Annotated in this window: 22 protein-coding genes; 17 read left to right on the plus strand and 5 right to left on the minus strand. The window is 37.6% G+C overall.

The genetic code is table 11. The features are described from left to right. Positions 1–2: 2 nt before the first annotated feature. From porW to BUB03_RS09860, 4 genes are all read right to left on the minus strand, one after another. Complete coding sequence (porW, locus tag BUB03_RS09845; RefSeq protein ID WP_073062437.1) at positions 3–2,573, minus strand: type IX secretion system periplasmic lipoprotein PorW/SprE; 2,571 nt, start codon at positions 2,571–2,573, stop codon at positions 3–5. A gap of 85 nt (positions 2,574–2,658) precedes the next feature. Continuing rightward, on the minus strand, positions 2,659–3,213 hold the full coding sequence (locus BUB03_RS09850; protein WP_073062447.1) for a Maf family protein: 555 nt from the start codon (positions 3,211–3,213) through the stop codon (positions 2,659–2,661). A gap of 8 nt (positions 3,214–3,221) precedes the next feature. After that, positions 3,222–3,740, minus strand: coding sequence for a KdsC family phosphatase (locus BUB03_RS09855; protein WP_048501563.1), 519 nt, complete (start codon positions 3,738–3,740; stop codon positions 3,222–3,224). Beyond that, positions 3,730–4,479, minus strand: a complete 750-nt coding sequence (locus BUB03_RS09860; protein WP_073062450.1) for a Rossmann-like and DUF2520 domain-containing protein — start codon at positions 4,477–4,479, stop codon at positions 3,730–3,732. Before BUB03_RS09860 ends, BUB03_RS09855 begins: the two co-directional genes overlap by 11 nt. A 189-nt stretch (positions 4,480–4,668) precedes the next feature. Here BUB03_RS09860 and BUB03_RS09865 point away from each other — a divergent pair, with 189 nt between their 5' ends. The 5 genes from BUB03_RS09865 (at position 4,669) to lepA (ending at position 9,288) form a co-directional block, all read left to right on the plus strand. Then, positions 4,669–5,220, plus strand: a complete 552-nt coding sequence (locus BUB03_RS09865; RefSeq protein ID WP_073062452.1) for an RNA polymerase sigma factor — start codon at positions 4,669–4,671, stop codon at positions 5,218–5,220. Between the two features lie 19 nt (positions 5,221–5,239). After that, entirely contained in the window at positions 5,240–5,773 is a 534-nt protein-coding gene (locus BUB03_RS09870; RefSeq protein ID WP_073062455.1) for a hypothetical protein, read from the plus strand. 7 nt (positions 5,774–5,780) lie between these two features. Continuing rightward, positions 5,781–6,302, plus strand: a complete 522-nt coding sequence (locus BUB03_RS09875; protein WP_040992952.1) for a hypothetical protein — start codon at positions 5,781–5,783, stop codon at positions 6,300–6,302. Positions 6,303–6,398: 96 nt separating this feature from the next. After that, positions 6,399–7,415, plus strand: a complete 1,017-nt coding sequence (locus BUB03_RS09880) for a hypothetical protein (RefSeq protein ID WP_073062458.1) — start codon at positions 6,399–6,401, stop codon at positions 7,413–7,415. Between the two features lie 76 nt (positions 7,416–7,491). After that, on the plus strand, positions 7,492–9,288 hold the full coding sequence (gene lepA, locus BUB03_RS09885) for a translation elongation factor 4 (RefSeq protein ID WP_040992948.1): 1,797 nt from the start codon (positions 7,492–7,494) through the stop codon (positions 9,286–9,288). A gap of 40 nt (positions 9,289–9,328) precedes the next feature. On the opposite strand, the gene BUB03_RS09890 is transcribed toward lepA, so the two are convergent. After that, a complete protein-coding gene (locus tag BUB03_RS09890; RefSeq protein ID WP_073062461.1) occupies positions 9,329–9,538 on the minus strand; it encodes a hypothetical protein in 210 nt (69 codons plus the stop codon). Between the two features lie 188 nt (positions 9,539–9,726). Between BUB03_RS09890 and BUB03_RS09895 the strand changes: the two genes are divergently transcribed. From BUB03_RS09895 to BUB03_RS09950, 12 genes are all read left to right on the plus strand, one after another. Then, positions 9,727–10,404: an NUDIX hydrolase gene (locus BUB03_RS09895; protein ID WP_073062784.1), complete on the plus strand. Its 678-nt coding sequence runs from the start codon at positions 9,727–9,729 to the stop codon at positions 10,402–10,404. 376 nt (positions 10,405–10,780) lie between these two features. Continuing rightward, a complete protein-coding gene (locus tag BUB03_RS09900) occupies positions 10,781–11,116 on the plus strand; it encodes a hypothetical protein (protein WP_073062462.1) in 336 nt (111 codons plus the stop codon). 2 nt (positions 11,117–11,118) lie between these two features. Continuing rightward, a complete protein-coding gene (locus BUB03_RS09905) occupies positions 11,119–11,973 on the plus strand; it encodes a hypothetical protein (RefSeq protein WP_073062472.1) in 855 nt (284 codons plus the stop codon). 3 nt (positions 11,974–11,976) lie between these two features. Further along, positions 11,977–13,047, plus strand: a complete 1,071-nt coding sequence (locus BUB03_RS09910; RefSeq protein WP_073062475.1) for an adenylosuccinate synthetase — start codon at positions 11,977–11,979, stop codon at positions 13,045–13,047. A 39-nt stretch (positions 13,048–13,086) separates the two neighbouring features. Then, positions 13,087–13,506 carry an ADP-ribosylation/crystallin J1 gene (locus BUB03_RS09915; RefSeq protein ID WP_228417824.1) on the plus strand — a complete coding sequence of 140 codons (420 nt, stop codon included), beginning with the start codon at positions 13,087–13,089 and terminating at the stop codon, positions 13,504–13,506. After that, positions 13,503–13,976, plus strand: coding sequence for a macro domain-containing protein (locus BUB03_RS09920; RefSeq protein WP_073062478.1), 474 nt, complete (start codon positions 13,503–13,505; stop codon positions 13,974–13,976). The genes BUB03_RS09915 and BUB03_RS09920 overlap by 4 nt, the downstream gene beginning before the upstream one ends. A gap of 29 nt (positions 13,977–14,005) precedes the next feature. After that, positions 14,006–14,647 (plus strand): DUF4291 domain-containing protein, encoded by a 642-nt coding sequence (locus BUB03_RS09925; RefSeq protein WP_073062482.1) that lies wholly within the window; start codon positions 14,006–14,008, stop codon positions 14,645–14,647. Between the two features lie 4 nt (positions 14,648–14,651). Continuing rightward, on the plus strand, positions 14,652–15,158 hold the full coding sequence (locus tag BUB03_RS09930; protein WP_073062484.1) for an O-acetyl-ADP-ribose deacetylase: 507 nt from the start codon (positions 14,652–14,654) through the stop codon (positions 15,156–15,158). Continuing rightward, the gene (locus BUB03_RS09935) at positions 15,158–15,724 is read left to right on the plus strand and encodes an SMI1/KNR4 family protein (RefSeq protein WP_073062487.1); all 567 of its coding nucleotides are present in this window, start codon (positions 15,158–15,160) and stop codon (positions 15,722–15,724) included. The genes BUB03_RS09930 and BUB03_RS09935 overlap by 1 nt, the downstream gene beginning before the upstream one ends. A gap of 7 nt (positions 15,725–15,731) precedes the next feature. After that, positions 15,732–16,418, plus strand: coding sequence for an SIR2 family NAD-dependent protein deacylase (locus tag BUB03_RS09940; protein ID WP_073062788.1), 687 nt, complete (start codon positions 15,732–15,734; stop codon positions 16,416–16,418). After that, a complete protein-coding gene (locus BUB03_RS09945; RefSeq protein WP_073062490.1) occupies positions 16,418–17,383 on the plus strand; it encodes an ADP-ribosylglycohydrolase family protein in 966 nt (321 codons plus the stop codon). The genes BUB03_RS09940 and BUB03_RS09945 overlap by 1 nt, the downstream gene beginning before the upstream one ends. A gap of 11 nt (positions 17,384–17,394) precedes the next feature. Next, entirely contained in the window at positions 17,395–17,937 is a 543-nt protein-coding gene (locus BUB03_RS09950) for an RNA 2'-phosphotransferase (protein ID WP_073062493.1), read from the plus strand. Position 17,938: the final 1 nt, after the last annotated feature.

Consider the following 17,938-nt stretch of genomic DNA (forward strand, 5'->3'; position numbering starts at 1 on the left):
TTTTAATGAGGCATTTCCGGAATAGCGTCAGGATTGTTTTCCTTACTTTTATCCTTTTTTAGCTTCTGTTTAGGTTTTTTAGGGTCAGTATTGGCATCCTGTATAAATTGCTGAAGCTGGGCATTCTTATCATTTCCGGCTGGATTTACTGGAATACCATTATTCATATTCTGTACAGGCTGTGCAGGCATTTCCGGCTGCTGGGAAAGAGAATTCCCTTTATTATCGGTCGCCTGAAATGAAAGATCACTTTTCAGATAATTCAGCATTTCTTTCGCTCTTATGCCTTCAGGGGTTTTGGAATAATTCAGTGCGATCTGTTCAAGCTGCAGGATCATTACCTCTTTTCCGCTTGTTTTCCCGGTGTTGAATGCATTCAGCAGCTGGAACTTCGGAACAAGGGCATCTTTAGGATACTTCTGGATCGTCTGATCGATCACGTCCCGGCTTTCCGTAAACTTTTCAGATTCATAAAGAGCATAAGCCTTTTTGTATTCGTTTTCAACATCTTCCGATGATTTTACGAATGAATTATTTTTAGGATTTCTTGCAAATTCTGCGTAAGAAGTATAAGGATAGTCTTTTAAAAGAATTTGTTTTGCCTTTTCAGCGGCCTGTGGATTCTTTTGGTAGTTCATCGCAAATATTTCATACAGGGCCTGAAGCATTACTTTTTCTTCTGGTTTCACGTCAACAAGATCATACAGGGTCTTCGTTGCCAAAGGCGTATTGGTAAAGTAATTCTGGTACATCACACCCAGTCCTAAAGAAGCGGTATCCCTGTCCTTCTTGAGCTGCCCCAGCTTTTCCTGATCTGTAGGGATCTGTTCAATATAGTAGGTAGGCTCAAAACGTCTTGGGTTAGGTGCTGAAGTCACTCCCAAAGCTTCATTTTTCATATCTTCAATGGTCGCCATTTTTTTGGAATAACGCCAGTTATCTGCTAAAGCACGGTCGCCCCACACCTGCTTAAATGAAGAGGTTCCTTTGCTCACCGTTCCCGTATTGCTGAAATAAAAGCCTTTGGTAGTTACCCCAAAATCTTCAAACGAATTGGCATTATTGGCAAATATTGAATTGGCATTGTAATCTCCCGTATCAAAACCTTTGTTTCTTTCCGCACGCTTTCTCTCCAGTTCTTCTTTTTCTTCTTTGGCTTTAAGTTTGGCAATATGTTTTGAGAAAAATTCTGTTCTCTGGGCATCACTCATCCTGGCAAGTGAAAGAATACTGTCGTTCTTCTTGATCAGATAATAATTTTTGGAGATCTTCTTGATATATTCGGACTGGTCTTTTAAAAGGACTTTGGAAGGTTCATAAGTCATTACGGTAAGGGCAGAATCGTAGTAAGCGCCGGCTCCTATGTAGTCATTTTTTTCAAGGTAACTCTTCCCTATTTCATAATACGTAAGACCTCTTACCTGCGGATCAGATACCTTCTCAAACAAAGATTTTTTAAAGAATTCCTGGGCTTCATCTTTTTTTCCGGCTTTATTGGCCATTAAGCCTAAAGCATAGTAAAATTCGTTCTTTCTAGAACCGTAAGTTCCTTTTTTACTGATTCCTTCAAGATAATTTTTAGCTCCGTTATAGTCCCCTTTTCCATTGAAGGTTTTAGCGATTGCGATCTGGGATTTTACCTCAAATTCAAAATCATTGGCATATTTATAGGCCTGGGTATAGCTTTCACGGGCTTTATCATTCTGGCCCAGATTTTCAGTAACCTGCCCTCTCAGATAAGCAATTCTGCTTTTCAGTTTTCTGTCGGAATTCAGTTCAAAAGCCCTGTCAAGCTCAACTACTGCTTCATTTAATTTTCCTGCATCCAAGAGAGCCTCGGAATGATAGATGCTCAATAGTTTAGCATAGCTTTTATTAATGTCCTCCCCTTGCAGTTTGGCAAATGTTTCATTGGCTTTATGGTAATCTTTAATCTGTGCATAAGCCACACCCTGATAAATTCTTGCCAGCGGAAGCCTTTTATCATCCTTCATATGGGTAAAAACATAGTTCAGGGCATCCAGGGCCTGTACAGCTTTATTCTGATAAATCCTGGACTGTACAAGGATCATATAGGCATCAAAAATTTTCTTATTTTTTTCTTCACCGTTTCTGATAACTGAGTATTTATTGATGGCTTTTTGGGCTTTTGCTTCAGCAATTTCTAAAGTAGTTGCCCCTTTATTCTGAAGCTCATCAGGCATTTCAGGGGTTGCATTCCCCTTTGCGTTCGGCATGGAAGGAGGCATTCCAGGTGATCCCCTTTCAGAACCCCGGTTGATCTCACCCATTTTCATAGAATTTTCTGCAAATGCCTCAGACTGGCCCAGATCACTTCCCAAAGGCTGATCCTCGTATGTAAGAATAGGAATGTAAGGAGCATAAAAATTATCTTTATGGCCCTTATCTCTGCTCGTAAATTCACTGTTTAACGCATCTTTTGCATTAAAAAGGGTATTATAGTAAGTGTTGAATCCTTTTAAGAATTTTGATCGCTGTTCCGGCTTTTTTGTCTTGGTAGCACAGGAAGCAACAATACACATGATTAAAAGGAATAATATATTCTTTTTCATTATTCAATATAACTCTCTTATCTGCTTTTTATTATGAGCAGTTGATGATTTTGTAAAAATAACAAAATTTTGTAATGAATAATATTTATATTTCTTTCAAAATTTTATAAACCAAATGGGTAGGAAGTCCCATGATGGTATAAAAGCTTCCGTTCATCCTGCTGATCTTTGCCATGCCCAGCCATTCCTGGATGCCATAGCTTCCTGCTTTGTCGAAAGGCTTATAGTTTTGAATATAATATTCTATTTCATCATCCGTCATTTCATCCAGTTCTACATCCGCCACATCAGTTTCAGTAATTGTTTTACTACCGGATTTTATCGTAATTCCGGTGTATACCTGATGGGTTTTTCCTGAAAGTAAACGAAGCATCTGTTTTGCTTCATGCTCATCTTTAGGTTTTCCCAGGATCTGGTCTTCTATGGCTACTACCGTATCGGCTGTTATCAGGACTTCATCATCCGCTAATTCCCTGAATGCCTTTGCTTTTAGTTCTGACAGGTAAGCTGCGCCCTCTTCTATTCTGATGTCTTCCGGAAGAATTTCCTCACAGTCTATTTTTACCACTTCAAAATCGAAGCCTAAACTTGAAAGCAATTCTTTTCTTCTGGGTGACTGGGATGCTAAAAGTAATTTCATAAGCCGTTTTATACAGATTGAGTGTTATCGTCGTGCCAGTTCCCCTGAACCTTCATCACCTGCTCTATCACATCCCGTACGGCTCCGCTTCCGCCTTTTTTTTCAGAAATATAATCAGATATTCCTTTTACTTCAGGAACAGCATTTTCAGGGCATGCGGCAATAGCTGAGTTTTCCATGATATGAATATCGGGAAGATCATCTCCCATCGTCAGAATCTCTTCGTTTTTAAGGTTATATTTCTTTTTAAAATCTTCAAAATCAGCCATTTTATTGTGGGATTTCGGGTAATAGTCTTCTATTCCCAGGTAATTGATCCTGTGCTTCACCATTTCATCGTTTCCACCGGTGATTACCCCAATCAGATAATTGTTTTTCAATGCTTTAACTACTGCATAACCGTCCAGAACATTCATTACCCTGCACATATTCCCGCCCGGAAGCAGATAAACGCTTCCGTCTGTAAAAACTCCGTCCACATCAAATACAAACGCCTTAATATCTTTTAATTTCTCTTTATAGCTCATACATTTTTTGAATAGAATGATTCATTGTCTTATAAATTTCAAGACTTTCGTCTTTTAATAGCTGTTCATGTAGTTCCAGAACCCTTACATCATTTCTTACGGCAGGTCCGGTTTGTGCAGATTTCGGATCTATTTCATAAATTTTCTGTACCGTTTCATTGATAAGCGGCAGGAAATAATCAAACGGAATTTCCTGTGAATCCGAGATTTCTTTAGCTCTTGCGAAAAGATGATTCACAAAATTACAGGCAAAAACAGCCGTCAGATGGATATATTTTCTCTTTTCATAACTGCTTTCCATGACATTCTCAGAAATCCTGGAAGCCAGCTCAATAAGAAGCTGCTGGTCCTGATCATTTTCAGCTTCAATGAAGAATGGAATTTTTTCATAATCCAGTTCTTTTGATTTTGAAAATGTCTGTAAAGGATAAAAGCTTGATTTTCTGTACTCCCCTGTTAAAATTTCTTTAGGAAGAGACCCTGAAGTATGGGCAACCAGACAGTCTTTTTTAGTGATAAGCTGAGAAACATTTTCCACAGACTTATCACTTACACAAATAATGTACAGATCTGCATCCTGAAGATGCTCCGTAGAGAAAGGAACATTCAATTCCTCAGAAATTTTTCCCAGTTCTTCCCTGTTTCTTCCAAAAATCTGTGCTAATGGAATACCTTTCAGTCTAAAAGCTTTTGCCAGATGGTAAGCTACATTTCCGGATCCTATGATTACAATTTGCATCTAACAAAGATAAGATTTTAAAGGAAGACAGGAAAAGAGAGCCGGAAGTTTTGTGGGAATAGTCCATGAGCCTATTGCTTAAGGCTCACCATATAAGGATCTGATATTATTTTAAATATTTGGACTGAAAATTGAATAAGTAATTTAACTTTCGGCTATTTTTGTAATCCAAAACAGTGAAAGCATCTTATGAAGATTAAGGACGCGGAAATTATTTCGTTGATGCAGAATCCACGGACCCAGGAAAAAGGGGTACGTGCCTTGATGGATGCTTATCAGAGCAGATTGTATTGGCACATCAGAAGGATTATTGTGGATGGAGACTTGGCTCAGGATACGCTGCAGGAGACTTTTATTAAGGCCTATCAGAATTTTCACCAGTTCAAAAACGACAGCCAGCTGTATACCTGGTTGTACAGGATCGCTACCAACGAAGCATTACAGCAGGTAAACAAGATGAAGAAAATGCAGAAAACGGATGAAGATCCGGAATATTATATGCAGAACCTGGTGGCCGACAATACGGACGGAGATGCAGAAGAAATACAACTGCTGCTCCAGAACGCTATACAAAGCCTGCCCGAAAAGCAGAAACTGGTATTTATGATGCGGTATTATGATGATTTACCCTATGAAGAAATATCTAAAATTGTTGATATGTCCATAGGAACTTTAAAAACAAATTATCATTATGCCAAACAGAAAATAGAAGAGTTTATTAAAGAAAATTACGAAAGATAATTTTTTGACCCAAATCAAGATGAAAGAGTTCGACATAGAAAAACTAGAACGAAAAAACATTTACAAAGTTCCGGATCATTTATTTGAAAATATCCAGAATAATGTAATGAACGAAGTGAAAGCGAATAAAAAAGCACCCATTTTTAAATTGAATTGGATGTATGCCGCTGCGGCATCACTGGCTTTGATATTTGGAGCAACGTATGTTTTTAATTCTGACCATGAGACGACAGAAAATTTGTTGAATTCAAAAACATTAGTCGACAATAGCCAGAAGCCCAAAACAGAAAGTGAAAGAGCTTATGAAACACTGGAAGCAGATTTAACTTCTGTTGAAAATAATAATCAAACAGTTGTAAATCAGGAAAATAAAACTATTGCAAGCAACCCGGTGAAGGAAGTTGACCATAAAACAACTTCACAACCCGCAAAAGCAGTCACTAAACAAGAAGAAGTTAAAATGAATGAATACCTGGATACGTTTTCCAATTCTGAAATATCAGAACTGGCAAGTAATTCCACGCAGGACGTTTATTTAGATTTATATAATTAAAAGAAAGATGAAAAAGATATTATTTACACTTTTTATTATTTATGGTTTTGGTCTGAATGCGCAAAATGGGCAGACGACAGATTACGACTGGAAAAAAATGGACCCTAAACAACGAAAAGAGGTAATAAACAATCTTTCTCCCGAGGAGAGAAAAGAACTTCTTAAAAAGTTCAGGAATAATATGGTGCTGGAAAATCTCGATATTGATCCCAGCGATAAAACAGAATTTACTCAGCTTTATAATGAGTATTTAGATAATCAGAAACAGATAAAAAGCCAGTTTAATTCTAATTTTAACCCGGAAACTTTATCTGATGAGGAAGCTAAAGCAAAACTTCAGCAGAGCTTCGAAGTGGGACAGAAGCTGCTGGATAACAGGAAGAAGTATGCTGACAAGATGCAGCAGGTAATTCCTTGCCAGAAAGTATTAAAACTATTCCAGACTGAAGGAATGATGAGAGATAAGATGAATGAAAGAAGACCTCATTCCGGGTACAATAATATGGCAAGGCCCAAACAAAACCCATAATAGTTTATTTTTTTAATGTTGGACGGCTCTTACAGATTTATTCTGTGAGAGCCGTTTAATGTTTATGAATTACTATTTTTGCACCAAAAAAATAGAATGAAAAAAATGATGCAATTGCTGCTTACCTTTGTCGCTATAATTTCTTTTTCACAGTCAAAGGAAGCAATAAAATTTAAAGGAAATATTTTAAATTACACTGAAAATACTTATAAATCTTTCAAGGTAATTGATCAGAGAGAAGATAAACAAATTGGAACGCTGCCTTTCGGAGAACAAAAAGAAATGAGAGAAGTTGTTTTCCCAACAACACCGGATAATGATTTTAGCGCATGGTATTTAAAGAGTAATCAAACGGGTGCATCAACTGAGTTTGTTATGGTCTTAAAAAGGCTGAAGCTTTCAACAGGAGGGTCTGATGGCAAAAAGACAGAAGGTAAATTAGATTTTTATGCTCAGACTTTTGCAAAAAACGGAGATAAGTATCAGTTTCTTTATAAAAAAGATACAGTATTTACTTTTTATGATAAAGAAGTTTCTGAACTGATGGTGAAAAATATTCCTTCTATTTTTTCAGTATTTATTAAAAAATCCTATTCATTAAATCCGGTGGGAAATTCAGTTTCGTTTAATGAGTTAGGAGATTACAGCAATTATGTAAATAATAATTATGCTGCTTTAAAGGAAGGGCAGTTAAAAGACGGAATTTATCTGGATTATATTTCATTCTTTAACCAAACTCCTGAGCCTGGGAGCTATACTTTTGAGCTGAATAATAAAGGAGATATTACTAGGGCAGTGAAGGAAGAAAACGGAAAGAAAACTAAAATTCCTGCCCATAAAATGTTTGCTTATGTAGAAAACGGGAAAGCCCATAAAATGACATTCTCAGGCTTCCTTGACCTTGATAAAGATGAGAACGGCTTCTATATTACTGCCAATCGTGGGCATCTTTTCCCTGTACAAATGAACAGTACATATGGAATGTTTGGTTTAATTGGTGGAGTTGCCGGAGCAATAGAACAAGGGGCAAGACAGAAGAAAATGAAGAATGGAGATGTTGGAAAAGTTTATATTGATTCTCTGACCGGAGAATATGATTTCCCTGACGAATAAGAAATTTTTAATACGATGAATATAAGAGAGATAATCTCTCGCTTTTTTTTATCTTTGCAAATTACAACGTTCTTAAATGAAAAACATACGAAATTTTTGCATAATCGCTCATATTGACCACGGTAAAAGTACTTTGGCAGACCGTCTTTTGGAGTATACCAATACCGTTACCCAAAGAGAGTTGCAGTCTCAGACCCTGGATGATATGGATCTGGAGAAAGAACGTGGGATTACAATTAAGTCTCACGCTATTCAGATGGATTATGAGTATAAAGGAGAAAAATATATCTTAAACCTTATTGATACCCCGGGGCACGTAGACTTTTCTTACGAAGTTTCCCGTTCTATTGCTGCCTGTGAAGGTGCACTTCTTATTGTAGATGCTGCGCAGAGTATTCAGGCTCAAACTATCAGTAACCTGTATCTGGCTTTGGAAAATGATTTAACGATCATTCCGATTCTTAATAAAATTGACCTTCCGTCTGCCAATCCTGAAGAAGTAACCGACGAGATTATGAATCTGATCGGATGCGACTATGATGATGTTTTAAGAGTTTCAGGAAAAACAGGAGAAGGGGTTCATGATCTGCTTGAAAAAATTGTAGAAAGAATTCCTGCACCGGTAGGAGATCCGGATGCTCCGCTTCAGGCTTTGGTTTTCGACTCGGTTTACAACCCTTTCAGAGGAATCGAAGCTTATTTCAAAGTAGTAAACGGAAGCATTTCTAAAAATGAAAAGATTAAATTCTTTGCTACCGGTAAAGAATACGGAGCTGATGAAGTAGGAACACTGAAGCTAAAGCAGGTTCCGAAAAAGACAATCGGATGTGGAGACGTAGGATATCTGGTTTCCGGAATTAAAGATGCAAGAGAAGTAAAAGTAGGAGATACGATCACTTCTTTTGAAAAGCCTGCATCAGGGCCTATCGAAGGATTTGAAGAAGTAAAGCCGATGGTATTCGCCGGTATTTACCCTATCGATTCTGAAGATTTTGAGGAATTGAGATTCTCTCTTGAAAAATTAAGACTGAATGATGCTTCTTTGGTATTTGAACCGGAAAGTTCAGCTGCATTAGGATTCGGTTTCCGTTGCGGATTCCTGGGAATGCTTCACATGGAAATCGTTCAGGAGCGCCTTGACAGGGAATTCAACATGAATGTGATCACTACGGTACCCAACGTATCTTATTTCGGGTATTCCAAAAAAGATCCAGAAACTCCCATTCTGATCAATAACCCTTCAGAAATGATGGATCCTTCGATCATGGATAGAGTAGAGGAGCCGTTTATCAAAGCTTCCATTATTACAAAATCCGATTTCGTAGGAGCTGTAATGACCCTGTGTATCGAAAAGAGAGGAGAAATTGTTAACCAGAGTTATTTAACTTCGGAAAGAGTAGAGCTGGTCTTTAATATGCCTTTGGCAGAAGTGGTTTTCGACTTCTATGACAGATTGAAATCTATCTCCAAAGGTTATGCATCATTCGATTATCATCCGATCGGATTCAGAGCTTCCAAGCTTGTAAAAATGGATATCCTGATCAACGGAGATATGGTAGATGCCCTTTCTTCACTTATCCACGACAGTAACGCATATTATATCGGTAAAAAAATGTGTGAAAAACTTCGCGAGCTGATCCCTAGACAACAGTTTGATATTGCTGTTCAGGCTGCATTGGGTACGAAAGTTATTGCAAGGGAAACCATCAAAGCTTTGAGAAAAGACGTTACCGCAAAATGTTACGGAGGAGATATCTCCAGAAAACGTAAACTTCTTGAAAAGCAGAAAGAAGGTAAAAAGAAAATGAAGCAGATCGGAAGGGTAGAAGTCCCGCAGTCTGCATTCATGGCAGTATTGAAACTAAACGATTAATATAAAAAAGACCGGTAAATTTTTACCGGTCTTTTTATTTTCAGAAATTACGCTGCTTCTCAGTCAGATTGGCTTGTATTACCAGTGCTCCGAGACCGAGAATAACTTCAGCAATTCCCAATGTTCTTACAAGATTGATCCCGCATACGAGACATTCAGGTTCAGGAAAAGGCTTTTTCCCTACAACAATGATCAAAACTCCTCCTATGATGATAATGACCACGATAAAGGCTCTTAATAGTGTTTTCATGATGGTATAAATTTTATTTCTTATACCAAAGTTGAGTATATCTGCCAGGAAATTGATAATGAAAAACACTGTTTCGTGCTAGTGATTTCACTTGTTTTTATTTCTTTGTTTTTGCAGGAGTTGTTTCATTTATAAATTGTACCTTTGTGTATTCATAACGCAAACTAAATATGGGATCTCCAAAAAAAATTCAGGATATAAAAGTAGCTGTTGATGCTGTTATTTTTGGGTATTTTGATAAACAGGACCTTCAGATTCTATTGATTAAAAGAAAAATTGATCCGTTCAAAGGAGGCTGGGCACTTCCCGGCGGGCTTGTTCTGGATGATGAAAACCTGGATGATGCCGTGAAAAGAGAGCTCTATGAAGAAGCGGGCATAAAGCCTGATTTTTTGGAACAACTCTATACTTTTGGCAACGTAGGCCGTGATCCAAGAAACAGGGTGATTTCTGTGGCTTATCTCGGCCTTGTGAACCCTTCCTATCATGAACTCTTTGCAGACTCTGATGCAGAAGACGCCCAATGGTTCAGTGTGAATAAACTTCCGTCACTTGCTTTTGATCATAAATCAATCATTGATATTGCGTTAAAAAGGCTCCGTACCAAGCTTCAGTATCAGCCTATCGGCTTTAATCTCCTGAATGAAGAATTCCCTTTTTCAGATCTCGAAAATCTCTACAGAACCATTCTCGGCCGAGAAATAGACCGCAGAAACTTCCGTAAAAAGATCATGAGTTACGGCTTGCTCAATGAGACGGAGCATGTGAAAAAAGAAGGAAGCGGCAGACCCGGTAAACTCTTTACCTTCAACCAGGAAAAATATGAAGAACTTGAAAAAGAGGGCTTCTATTTCGAGATCAAATAGTCCTCATCCCAATACTTTTTGCAATTAGAATAAACTTAAAACGATAAGCTTAATAGTCTTCCTTATCTAATTCGTGTAATATTATTGTTTAGTGTAAATAAATTAAAATTATTGAAAACCAGTAAGTTAATTTAATAGCGTAAAAATAACACAAAATAAATTTGCTTTATAAAATGATATTGTTTTACATTTGTGTATAAATAACGCAATCATGAAATACACTTTACAAAATACCATTGAAAGATTTCGGAAAGAAGAACTTGAATTTCTGTTTTTCCGAGAGTGCATTGTAAGAAAATAAATCCTTTACAGGAATAGGCATTATTATGTCAGCTTTATTTAGCGTAAAAACAACACAAATAAATAAATTTAAAAGATGGAAGCTGAGTTAAAACCAAGATTTATTGAGTCATTACAGAGAAATAATGACCAGATCAGAGAAGATCGGGCCCGTACCATCGGAGCAGATTCCGAATTGCTTTACAGGCGCAGGATAGAAGACATCGAACTTAAAATAAAAAGGCTGGAACGGGAACAGGAAGGGCTTATTGATATCAGCCCGTTAGACAGGAACAGCTTAACCTTTGCGGATTTTCAGCCGGAAACATTTGTTCAGAAAGACATAGAATTATCATTAACAATCAGAAATTTAAATATTCAGCTGGAAGTTGCAGTAAAAAGATTTGAATATTTATTCGGTAAAACATTTTAATCATGGGAAGTACAAGATACGATATGAATGCTCGTTTTGACAGAGCAAGAAAAGCAGGTTACGGTTTTAAATCCGCAGGGGAGATTTTCACTCAGAATGCATTGGGAAGAGCTCATGAATCTATGAACCCAAAAGGCATTTCTTTCAGGGAATCAAGAGATTCCGAGGTACATCCGGACTCTGTTCCTATTATTTTAGGACTGGATGTAACGGGCAGTATGGGGCATATTCCTCACGAGCTTATAAAAGAAGGGCTTCCCAAATTAATGGGCGGAATTATCCAGGGCGGTGTTCCGGATCCGGCCCTCTTATTTCTTGGAATAGGGGATCATGAGTGTGACAGCTATCCTTTACAGGTAGGTCAGTTTGAATCCGGTGACGAAGAGCTGGATATGTGGCTTACCCGAACGTATATTGAATCCGGCGGTGGTGGAAATGCAGGGGAAAGTTATCTTCTGGCGTGGTATTTTGCCGCTTTTCATACCCGAACCGATGCTTTTGAAAAAAGAAACCAAAAAGGGATTTTATTTACAGTAGGTGACGAGCCTTGCTTAAAAACACTTCCCGCTTCAGCGATCAGAGAAATTATGGGATCCGGACAGCATACCTACACCCATTATGAATTACTGGCGGAGGCAAGAAAAAAATATGAAGTTTACCACATCAGTGTTCTGCATTCAGAACAGGCGATGAGAGCAGATAGAGGCTGGAAGGAATTGCTGGGTCAAAATTGTCTCTCAATAGCCGATCACAGGGAAATTCCTGACGTTATTAAAGGAATTATTTGCGATACTTTTAAAAATGGAACTTCAGGAACAGCAGATAATACAGGATTTGATCATATTCAAATGTTTTAAGTCATGAAAAAGGCACAAATAGTAATAGGGCTGGGTTTCGGTGATGAAGGAAAGGGAATCACAACGGATTTTCTGGCACAGCAACACCCGGAATCTGTGGTCATAAGGTTTTCCGGGGGACAGCAGGCGGCACATACCGTAATGATTGATGATAAAAAGCATATTCATTCCAGCTTTGGAAGCGGGGCACTTCGGGGATTACCGTCTTATTTTACGGAGCATTGCACCATTCATCCTGTTTTTCTTTTAAATGAAAGAGAGGAATTAATACAAAAAAACGGAAATGTAGAGCTGCATATTCACCCTTTAGTCAAGGTCACTACTCCATTCGATGTCTGGCAAAACAGGATCGATACAAAAAATCTGGATCACGGAACCTGCGGAAAAGGCATTGGTGCTACCATGAAAAGACACGAAAGCCCTTATAAACTATTTGCTGTCGATTTAATAGCACCAAGAGCAATGCTGATTGAGAAATTGAAGGGAATAGCCTATTACTATGGCTTTATGGAGAAAGAACAGATAGAAGAAGCTCTGAATGATTTTGTGCAGGCAGTGGATGAAATTGACTGGAAAATAAGTGATTATAGCTATCTGAACACATTCGAAAACCTCATTTTTGAAGGAAGCCAAGGGATTCTTCTCGATATGGATCATGGGATATTCCCCAATGTGACCTATGCCAATACCACTTCTAAAAATGCATACGAAATCTGCAGGCTGCTGAAAATAGAGAATATTGCAATGTATTATGTGACCCGCATCTATTCCACCCGTCATGGAAGCGGCTGGATGAGCAATGAGAAGGAATTGAAACTGGAAAATAATCAGGAGGAAACCTGCGTATTTAATGACTACCAGAAAGACCTTAGATTAGGTGATCTGGATTATGATTTACTGAATTATGCTCTTCTTGTGGATGGAGCTTATGTCAAGGCAACTAAAAAGAACCTGGTCGTAACTTGCCTGGATCAGATTGATGAACAGTTTAAATCACAGAACATAAGTCAGGAATTTGATAGAATTTATGGCTCATATTCTCCGTATTCAAAAGATTTTAAACCAATTTTTTAACCAAATAATGGCTTATATTTGATAGAGCCGATACATTAAATGATGAATACAAAAACATTATACAGACCGGTAGGTGAAAAAGAAATGATCCTGATTGCAGAAAATGGTTATAAAAAATTTCCGCCAAGACTGGAATGGCAGCCTATCTTTTATCCTGTTCTGGATGAAAGCTACGCTTCAGAAATTGCTGAAAAATGGAACACAAGGGATGAAGCCGGGAATTATCTTGGTTTTGTAACAAAATTTAATGTAAAGGAAGAAACAGCCAATCAGTATCCAGCACAGAATGTTGGAGCCAGAAATCATAATGAATTGTGGGTTCCGTCTGAAGAACTGGATGATTTTAATGATGCGATTGTGGGAGAGATAGAGGTGATCAGGATGTTTGTGGGGAAAGATTTTAAAAGATCCGGGAATACTGAAATTAATAGCCTTATTGTAAAGATGCAGGAAAGATGAAAAAGATAACCTACCTGAAAGGAGATGCAACAAATCCTTCAACAAAAGGAAATAAAATTATTGCTCACATCTGTAATGATATTGGAGGCTGGGGAAAGGGCTTTGTTGTAGCAATTTCTAAAAAATGGAAGCAACCTGAAAAAGAATATCGAAAATGGTTTAAAAGTGAAGAGGGGTTTAATCTTGGCGAAATTCAGATTGTTGAGGTTGAATCGGATATATGGGTTTGCAATATGATTGGACAGCATAAAACTGTTACACATTCAGTTAAAGTTCCGCCGATAAGATATGATGCAGTAGAAAAATGTCTGGAAAAATTATCTCATGCAGCTTTACAATTTGATGCTGAAGTACATATGCCTAGGATTGGCAGCGGATTGGCAGGAGGAAAATGGGAGAAAATTGAACCAATTATTCATAAAACATTGCTTACAAATAATGTGTCGGTATATGTTTATGATTTTGAATAAGAAACTTACTCGATTTATTTGAAAATGTTATGAAACTTGAATTAGAAAAATATACAGAACAGCTTAAATTATGGCCTCAGGAAGGATATCATATAATGGCTCAATATGATGATGACAAAATCATTGTATACCAATCTTATCGAAGAGACATTGGAGAATTTGCAGTCAAAAATCAATATTTCGGAGGAGCATTCAGTTTAGAAAGAATGACTTGGATAAAGCCTAATTTTCTTTGGATGATGTACCGAAATGGGTGGGGAAGAAAAGAAGGACAAGAGCATGTTTTAGCAATTCACTTAAAAATAAGTGCATTCAAAAGTTATCTGGAAAATGCGGTGTATTCAACATACTCCGATAAACTGGAAATTTCCCGTGAAGACTGGCAAAATCAGGTAAAAGAATCTTCTGTCCGTTTGCAATGGGATCCTGATCATGATCCGTTTGGAAATAAACTGGAAAGAAGAGCTGTACAAATTGGTCTGCGAAATGAATTTATACGCTCTTTTTCGCGGGAAGATATTCTTTTAATTGAAAATATATCAGATTTTGTAAAAGATCAGTATCAATTTGTATTAAATGATGATTTAGATAATTTGCTAACTCCTTTAGAGAGGCCGTTGTTATTTGATGATGAAAATTTGAATAAAAAGCTGAGATTAGATTATAATTAACATCATGAACATTGAATTAATAAAAGGCGACATTACAAAAATCCATGCAGATGTTATAGTTAATGCAGCTAATTCATCGCTTCTTGGTGGTGGCGGAGTAGACGGAGCAATTCATCGGGCAGGAGGAAAGCAGATTCTTGAAGAATGTATCCAGATAAGAAACCGTCAGGGCAAATGTAATACCGGAGAAGCTGTAGTAACATCCGCTGGAAATCTTCCTGCAAAATACGTAATTCATACTGTAGGTCCCGTTTGGAATGGAGAAGAAAGTAAAAGCTCCAAGCTTTTGGAAGACTGCTACAAAAACTCCTTACAGCTGGCAGAAAGTCTTAATGTTGAAACGATTGCTTTTCCCAATATCAGTACGGGAGTCTATAGATTTCCAAAAGAACTGGCTGGGAAAATTGCAGTGGAAACGGTAAAGAATTATCAGTCAGAAATCATTAAGACCGTTATTTTTGTATGCTTTGATGACGAAAATGAAATGATATATAAAATGATTTTAGAATAATGGAGAAGTTTAATTTCAGATTTGTAGATGATCCTAAAAATCAGAATGTTGGATTAACATTTGAAGAAATTGATGCTCTGAAAGAAAAGATGGGGCTACGGTTTCCAAAAGCTTATATTGATTACCTTCTGAATGCAGGGAAGAATTCAAATCTTTTCAATGTAGAAACAAATAGTAACGAATTGCAGAAAATTCAAAAAGAATTAAGGTTGGAATTAAATCTTCTCAATGTATTTCAAAATGAAGAAATCTTATGCATAAAGAAAAATTTTGAAGCCTATTATTTTTTTAATCTGTCTGAAAATAAGGGGAAACCAACACTTTATATTCTTTCAGAAATCTGTATAAACGAGAATTGGAATGCCTTCCAAAAAAGAATAACAAAAGGGGAAGGAGAAGATTTTGTAACCTTTATTAACCGATTGGCGGAAAGAGAATACGGAATAACGATAACGCAACACCTTAAAAATATTCCATTACACATCATTGCATTGCCAATAGCTATTGTTTTTATAGTGGTAGCTGGCGTGATGATTTTAATAGAAAAAATTTGGGGTGAAAATTAAAAAACCAATGAAAAAACTAACCATATTAAGCGGTGCCGGAATCAGTGCCGAAAGCGGAATAAAAACCTTCAGAGACGGCGATGGTCTCTGGGAAAACCATAATATAACAGACGTAGCCAGTCCGGAAGGATGGAGAAAGGACAGGGAACTGGTGCTTGAGTTCTATAACCAGAGAAGAAGGCAGCTTCATGAAGTACAGCCCAATGAGGCCCACAAATTATTAGCCGAACTGGAAAAATATTTTGAGGTTCAGATCATCACCCAAAATATAGATGATCTTCATGAAAGAGCCGGATCTACCAATATTCTCCACATTCACGGTGAATTGTTCAAATCCTGCTCATGCAATAATAAAAATCTGATCTATGAGCAGAAAGACGATATCCGGAACGGAGATAAGGCAGAAGACGGTGCTCAACTGAGACCTTTCATCGTATGGTTCGGAGAAGATGTTCCATTATATAAGGAAGCACAGGAAAAGGTAAAGGATGCAGATATTCTGGTGGTTATCGGAACCTCTCTTCAGGTCTATCCGGCAGCCGGATTGATCCATGAAATCAAAGATGACTGTCTCTTAGTGGTGATCAATCCCAACGAAACAGGATTTGGCTATGGGAAAAGAGCTGTTGTTATGAAAGAATCAGCAACCCGGGGAATGCAGCTGCTGTTTGATAAATTAATAGATCTTGCATAATGGAAAATGTGGTAAAAGCAGGAATTTTTGGAGTGTGTGTCGGAGATGCGCTGGGTGTTCCTGTAGAATTCAAGAGCAGAGATCAGCTTAAACGTTCACCAGTTACTGAAATGCGGGCATTGGGAACCCATCATCAGCCGGCAGGGACATGGAGTGATGACGGTTCGTTAACATTATGCCTTACTGATAGTCTCTGCAATGGATATGACCCGGAAGATATGGCTTTAAAATTCCTTCAATGGTATAATGCGGAAATATGGACTCCGCATGGAAGAGTTTTTGATATCGGAATTGCAACCTCACAAGCCATTTCCAGAATAAGCAAAGGTACGCCTCCTACTTTATGCGGCGGAAATTCTGAGTTTGATAATGGCAATGGCTCTTTAATGAGGATATTACCCCTTTTATTTTATATCAAAGACTTTCCTATTGAAAAGCGGTTTGATATTACAAAAGATGTTTCATCCATCACCCATAGTCATATTCGCTCTGTCATAGCTTGTTTTATTTATTTAGAATTGGCTTTAGAAATTCTGAAAGGAAAAGATAAATGGGAAGCATACAGAGCTATGCAGATTAAAGTTCGAAACTTTTTAGATTATCATCCTGTTTGTTCACAAAATGAAATGGATAAATTCCACAGGATTTTAGAATTAAAGATAGGAGAATATGATTTGGCTCCAATACATACTTTGCAGGAAGAAGAAATCAGTTCTTCCGGCTATGTTCTTCACAGTCTGGAAGCCTCATTGTGGTGCTTTCTCAACTCAGAAGCCTATGCTGAAGCTGTTTTAAAAGCTGTAAATTTAGGAGAAGATACAGATACAACCGGAGCCATAACTGGAGGACTTGCAGGAATTTATTATGGGTTTGAAAATATTCCGGAAGAATGGGTAAATGAGCTGGTGAGGAAAAATGATATTGAAGCTTTATGCGAAAAGCTTCACAAGAAATTAATGAAATAAAAACATAGACAATGAATGAAATAGAAAACAAAAGAATAAGCAAATTTTTAAGCCTTATTCTGAGGCATCAGCCTGAAACCATTCAGCTGAAACTTGATGAAAACGGATGGGCAGACGTCAGTGAACTGATTACAAAAGCTGCAAAGGGCAGAATGCACTTCAGTTTTGAAGACCTTGAAGAAGTAGTGGAAACCAATAATAAAAAACGTTTTGCCTTTAATGAAGACAAAACCATGATCAGAGCCAGCCAGGGACATTCCATCGATATAGATCTGGCTTTAAAAGCAATACAGCCGCCCGACTTCCTGTATCATGGAACTGCGGATTCCAATATTTCTTCCATTTTTGAAAAAGGAATTGAAAAAAGAAACCGTCAGCATGTTCACCTGAGCGCAGATAAGGAAACAGCCACCAAAGTAGGAATGCGTCATGGAAAACCTGTTATTCTGACGATCAGGACAAAGGAAATGTTCGATAATGGAATACCTTTCTACCTTTCAGCAAACGGAGTTTGGCTGACAGATTTTGTGGATGCCAAATATATTTCAAAGTAAG

This window comes from Chryseobacterium oranimense (genome assembly GCF_900129755.1).
GTDB lineage: Bacteria > Bacteroidota > Bacteroidia > Flavobacteriales > Weeksellaceae > Chryseobacterium > Chryseobacterium oranimense.

Coding starts and splice junctions, on each gene's coding strand:
- porW (WP_073062437.1), bottom strand. CDS start 2,573: ATGAAAAAGAATATATTATTCCTTTTAATCATGTGTATTGTTGCTTCC.
- BUB03_RS09850 (WP_073062447.1), bottom strand. CDS start 3,213: ATGAAATTACTTTTAGCATCCCAGTCACCCAGAAGAAAAGAATTGCTT.
- BUB03_RS09855 (WP_048501563.1), bottom strand. CDS start 3,740: ATGAGCTATAAAGAGAAATTAAAAGATATTAAGGCGTTTGTATTTGAT.
- BUB03_RS09860 (WP_073062450.1), bottom strand. CDS start 4,479: ATGCAAATTGTAATCATAGGATCCGGAAATGTAGCTTACCATCTGGCA.
- BUB03_RS09865 (WP_073062452.1), top strand. CDS start 4,669: ATGAAGATTAAGGACGCGGAAATTATTTCGTTGATGCAGAATCCACGG.
- BUB03_RS09870 (WP_073062455.1), top strand. CDS start 5,240: ATGAAAGAGTTCGACATAGAAAAACTAGAACGAAAAAACATTTACAAA.
- BUB03_RS09875 (WP_040992952.1), top strand. CDS start 5,781: ATGAAAAAGATATTATTTACACTTTTTATTATTTATGGTTTTGGTCTG.
- BUB03_RS09880 (WP_073062458.1), top strand. CDS start 6,399: ATGAAAAAAATGATGCAATTGCTGCTTACCTTTGTCGCTATAATTTCT.
- lepA (WP_040992948.1), top strand. CDS start 7,492: ATGAAAAACATACGAAATTTTTGCATAATCGCTCATATTGACCACGGT.
- BUB03_RS09890 (WP_073062461.1), bottom strand. CDS start 9,538: ATGAAAACACTATTAAGAGCCTTTATCGTGGTCATTATCATCATAGGA.
- BUB03_RS09900 (WP_073062462.1), top strand. CDS start 10,781: ATGGAAGCTGAGTTAAAACCAAGATTTATTGAGTCATTACAGAGAAAT.
- BUB03_RS09905 (WP_073062472.1), top strand. CDS start 11,119: ATGGGAAGTACAAGATACGATATGAATGCTCGTTTTGACAGAGCAAGA.
- BUB03_RS09910 (WP_073062475.1), top strand. CDS start 11,977: ATGAAAAAGGCACAAATAGTAATAGGGCTGGGTTTCGGTGATGAAGGA.
- BUB03_RS09915 (WP_228417824.1), top strand. CDS start 13,087: ATGATGAATACAAAAACATTATACAGACCGGTAGGTGAAAAAGAAATG.
- BUB03_RS09920 (WP_073062478.1), top strand. CDS start 13,503: ATGAAAAAGATAACCTACCTGAAAGGAGATGCAACAAATCCTTCAACA.
- BUB03_RS09925 (WP_073062482.1), top strand. CDS start 14,006: ATGAAACTTGAATTAGAAAAATATACAGAACAGCTTAAATTATGGCCT.
- BUB03_RS09930 (WP_073062484.1), top strand. CDS start 14,652: ATGAACATTGAATTAATAAAAGGCGACATTACAAAAATCCATGCAGAT.
- BUB03_RS09935 (WP_073062487.1), top strand. CDS start 15,158: ATGGAGAAGTTTAATTTCAGATTTGTAGATGATCCTAAAAATCAGAAT.
- BUB03_RS09940 (WP_073062788.1), top strand. CDS start 15,732: ATGAAAAAACTAACCATATTAAGCGGTGCCGGAATCAGTGCCGAAAGC.
- BUB03_RS09945 (WP_073062490.1), top strand. CDS start 16,418: ATGGAAAATGTGGTAAAAGCAGGAATTTTTGGAGTGTGTGTCGGAGAT.
- BUB03_RS09950 (WP_073062493.1), top strand. CDS start 17,395: ATGAATGAAATAGAAAACAAAAGAATAAGCAAATTTTTAAGCCTTATT.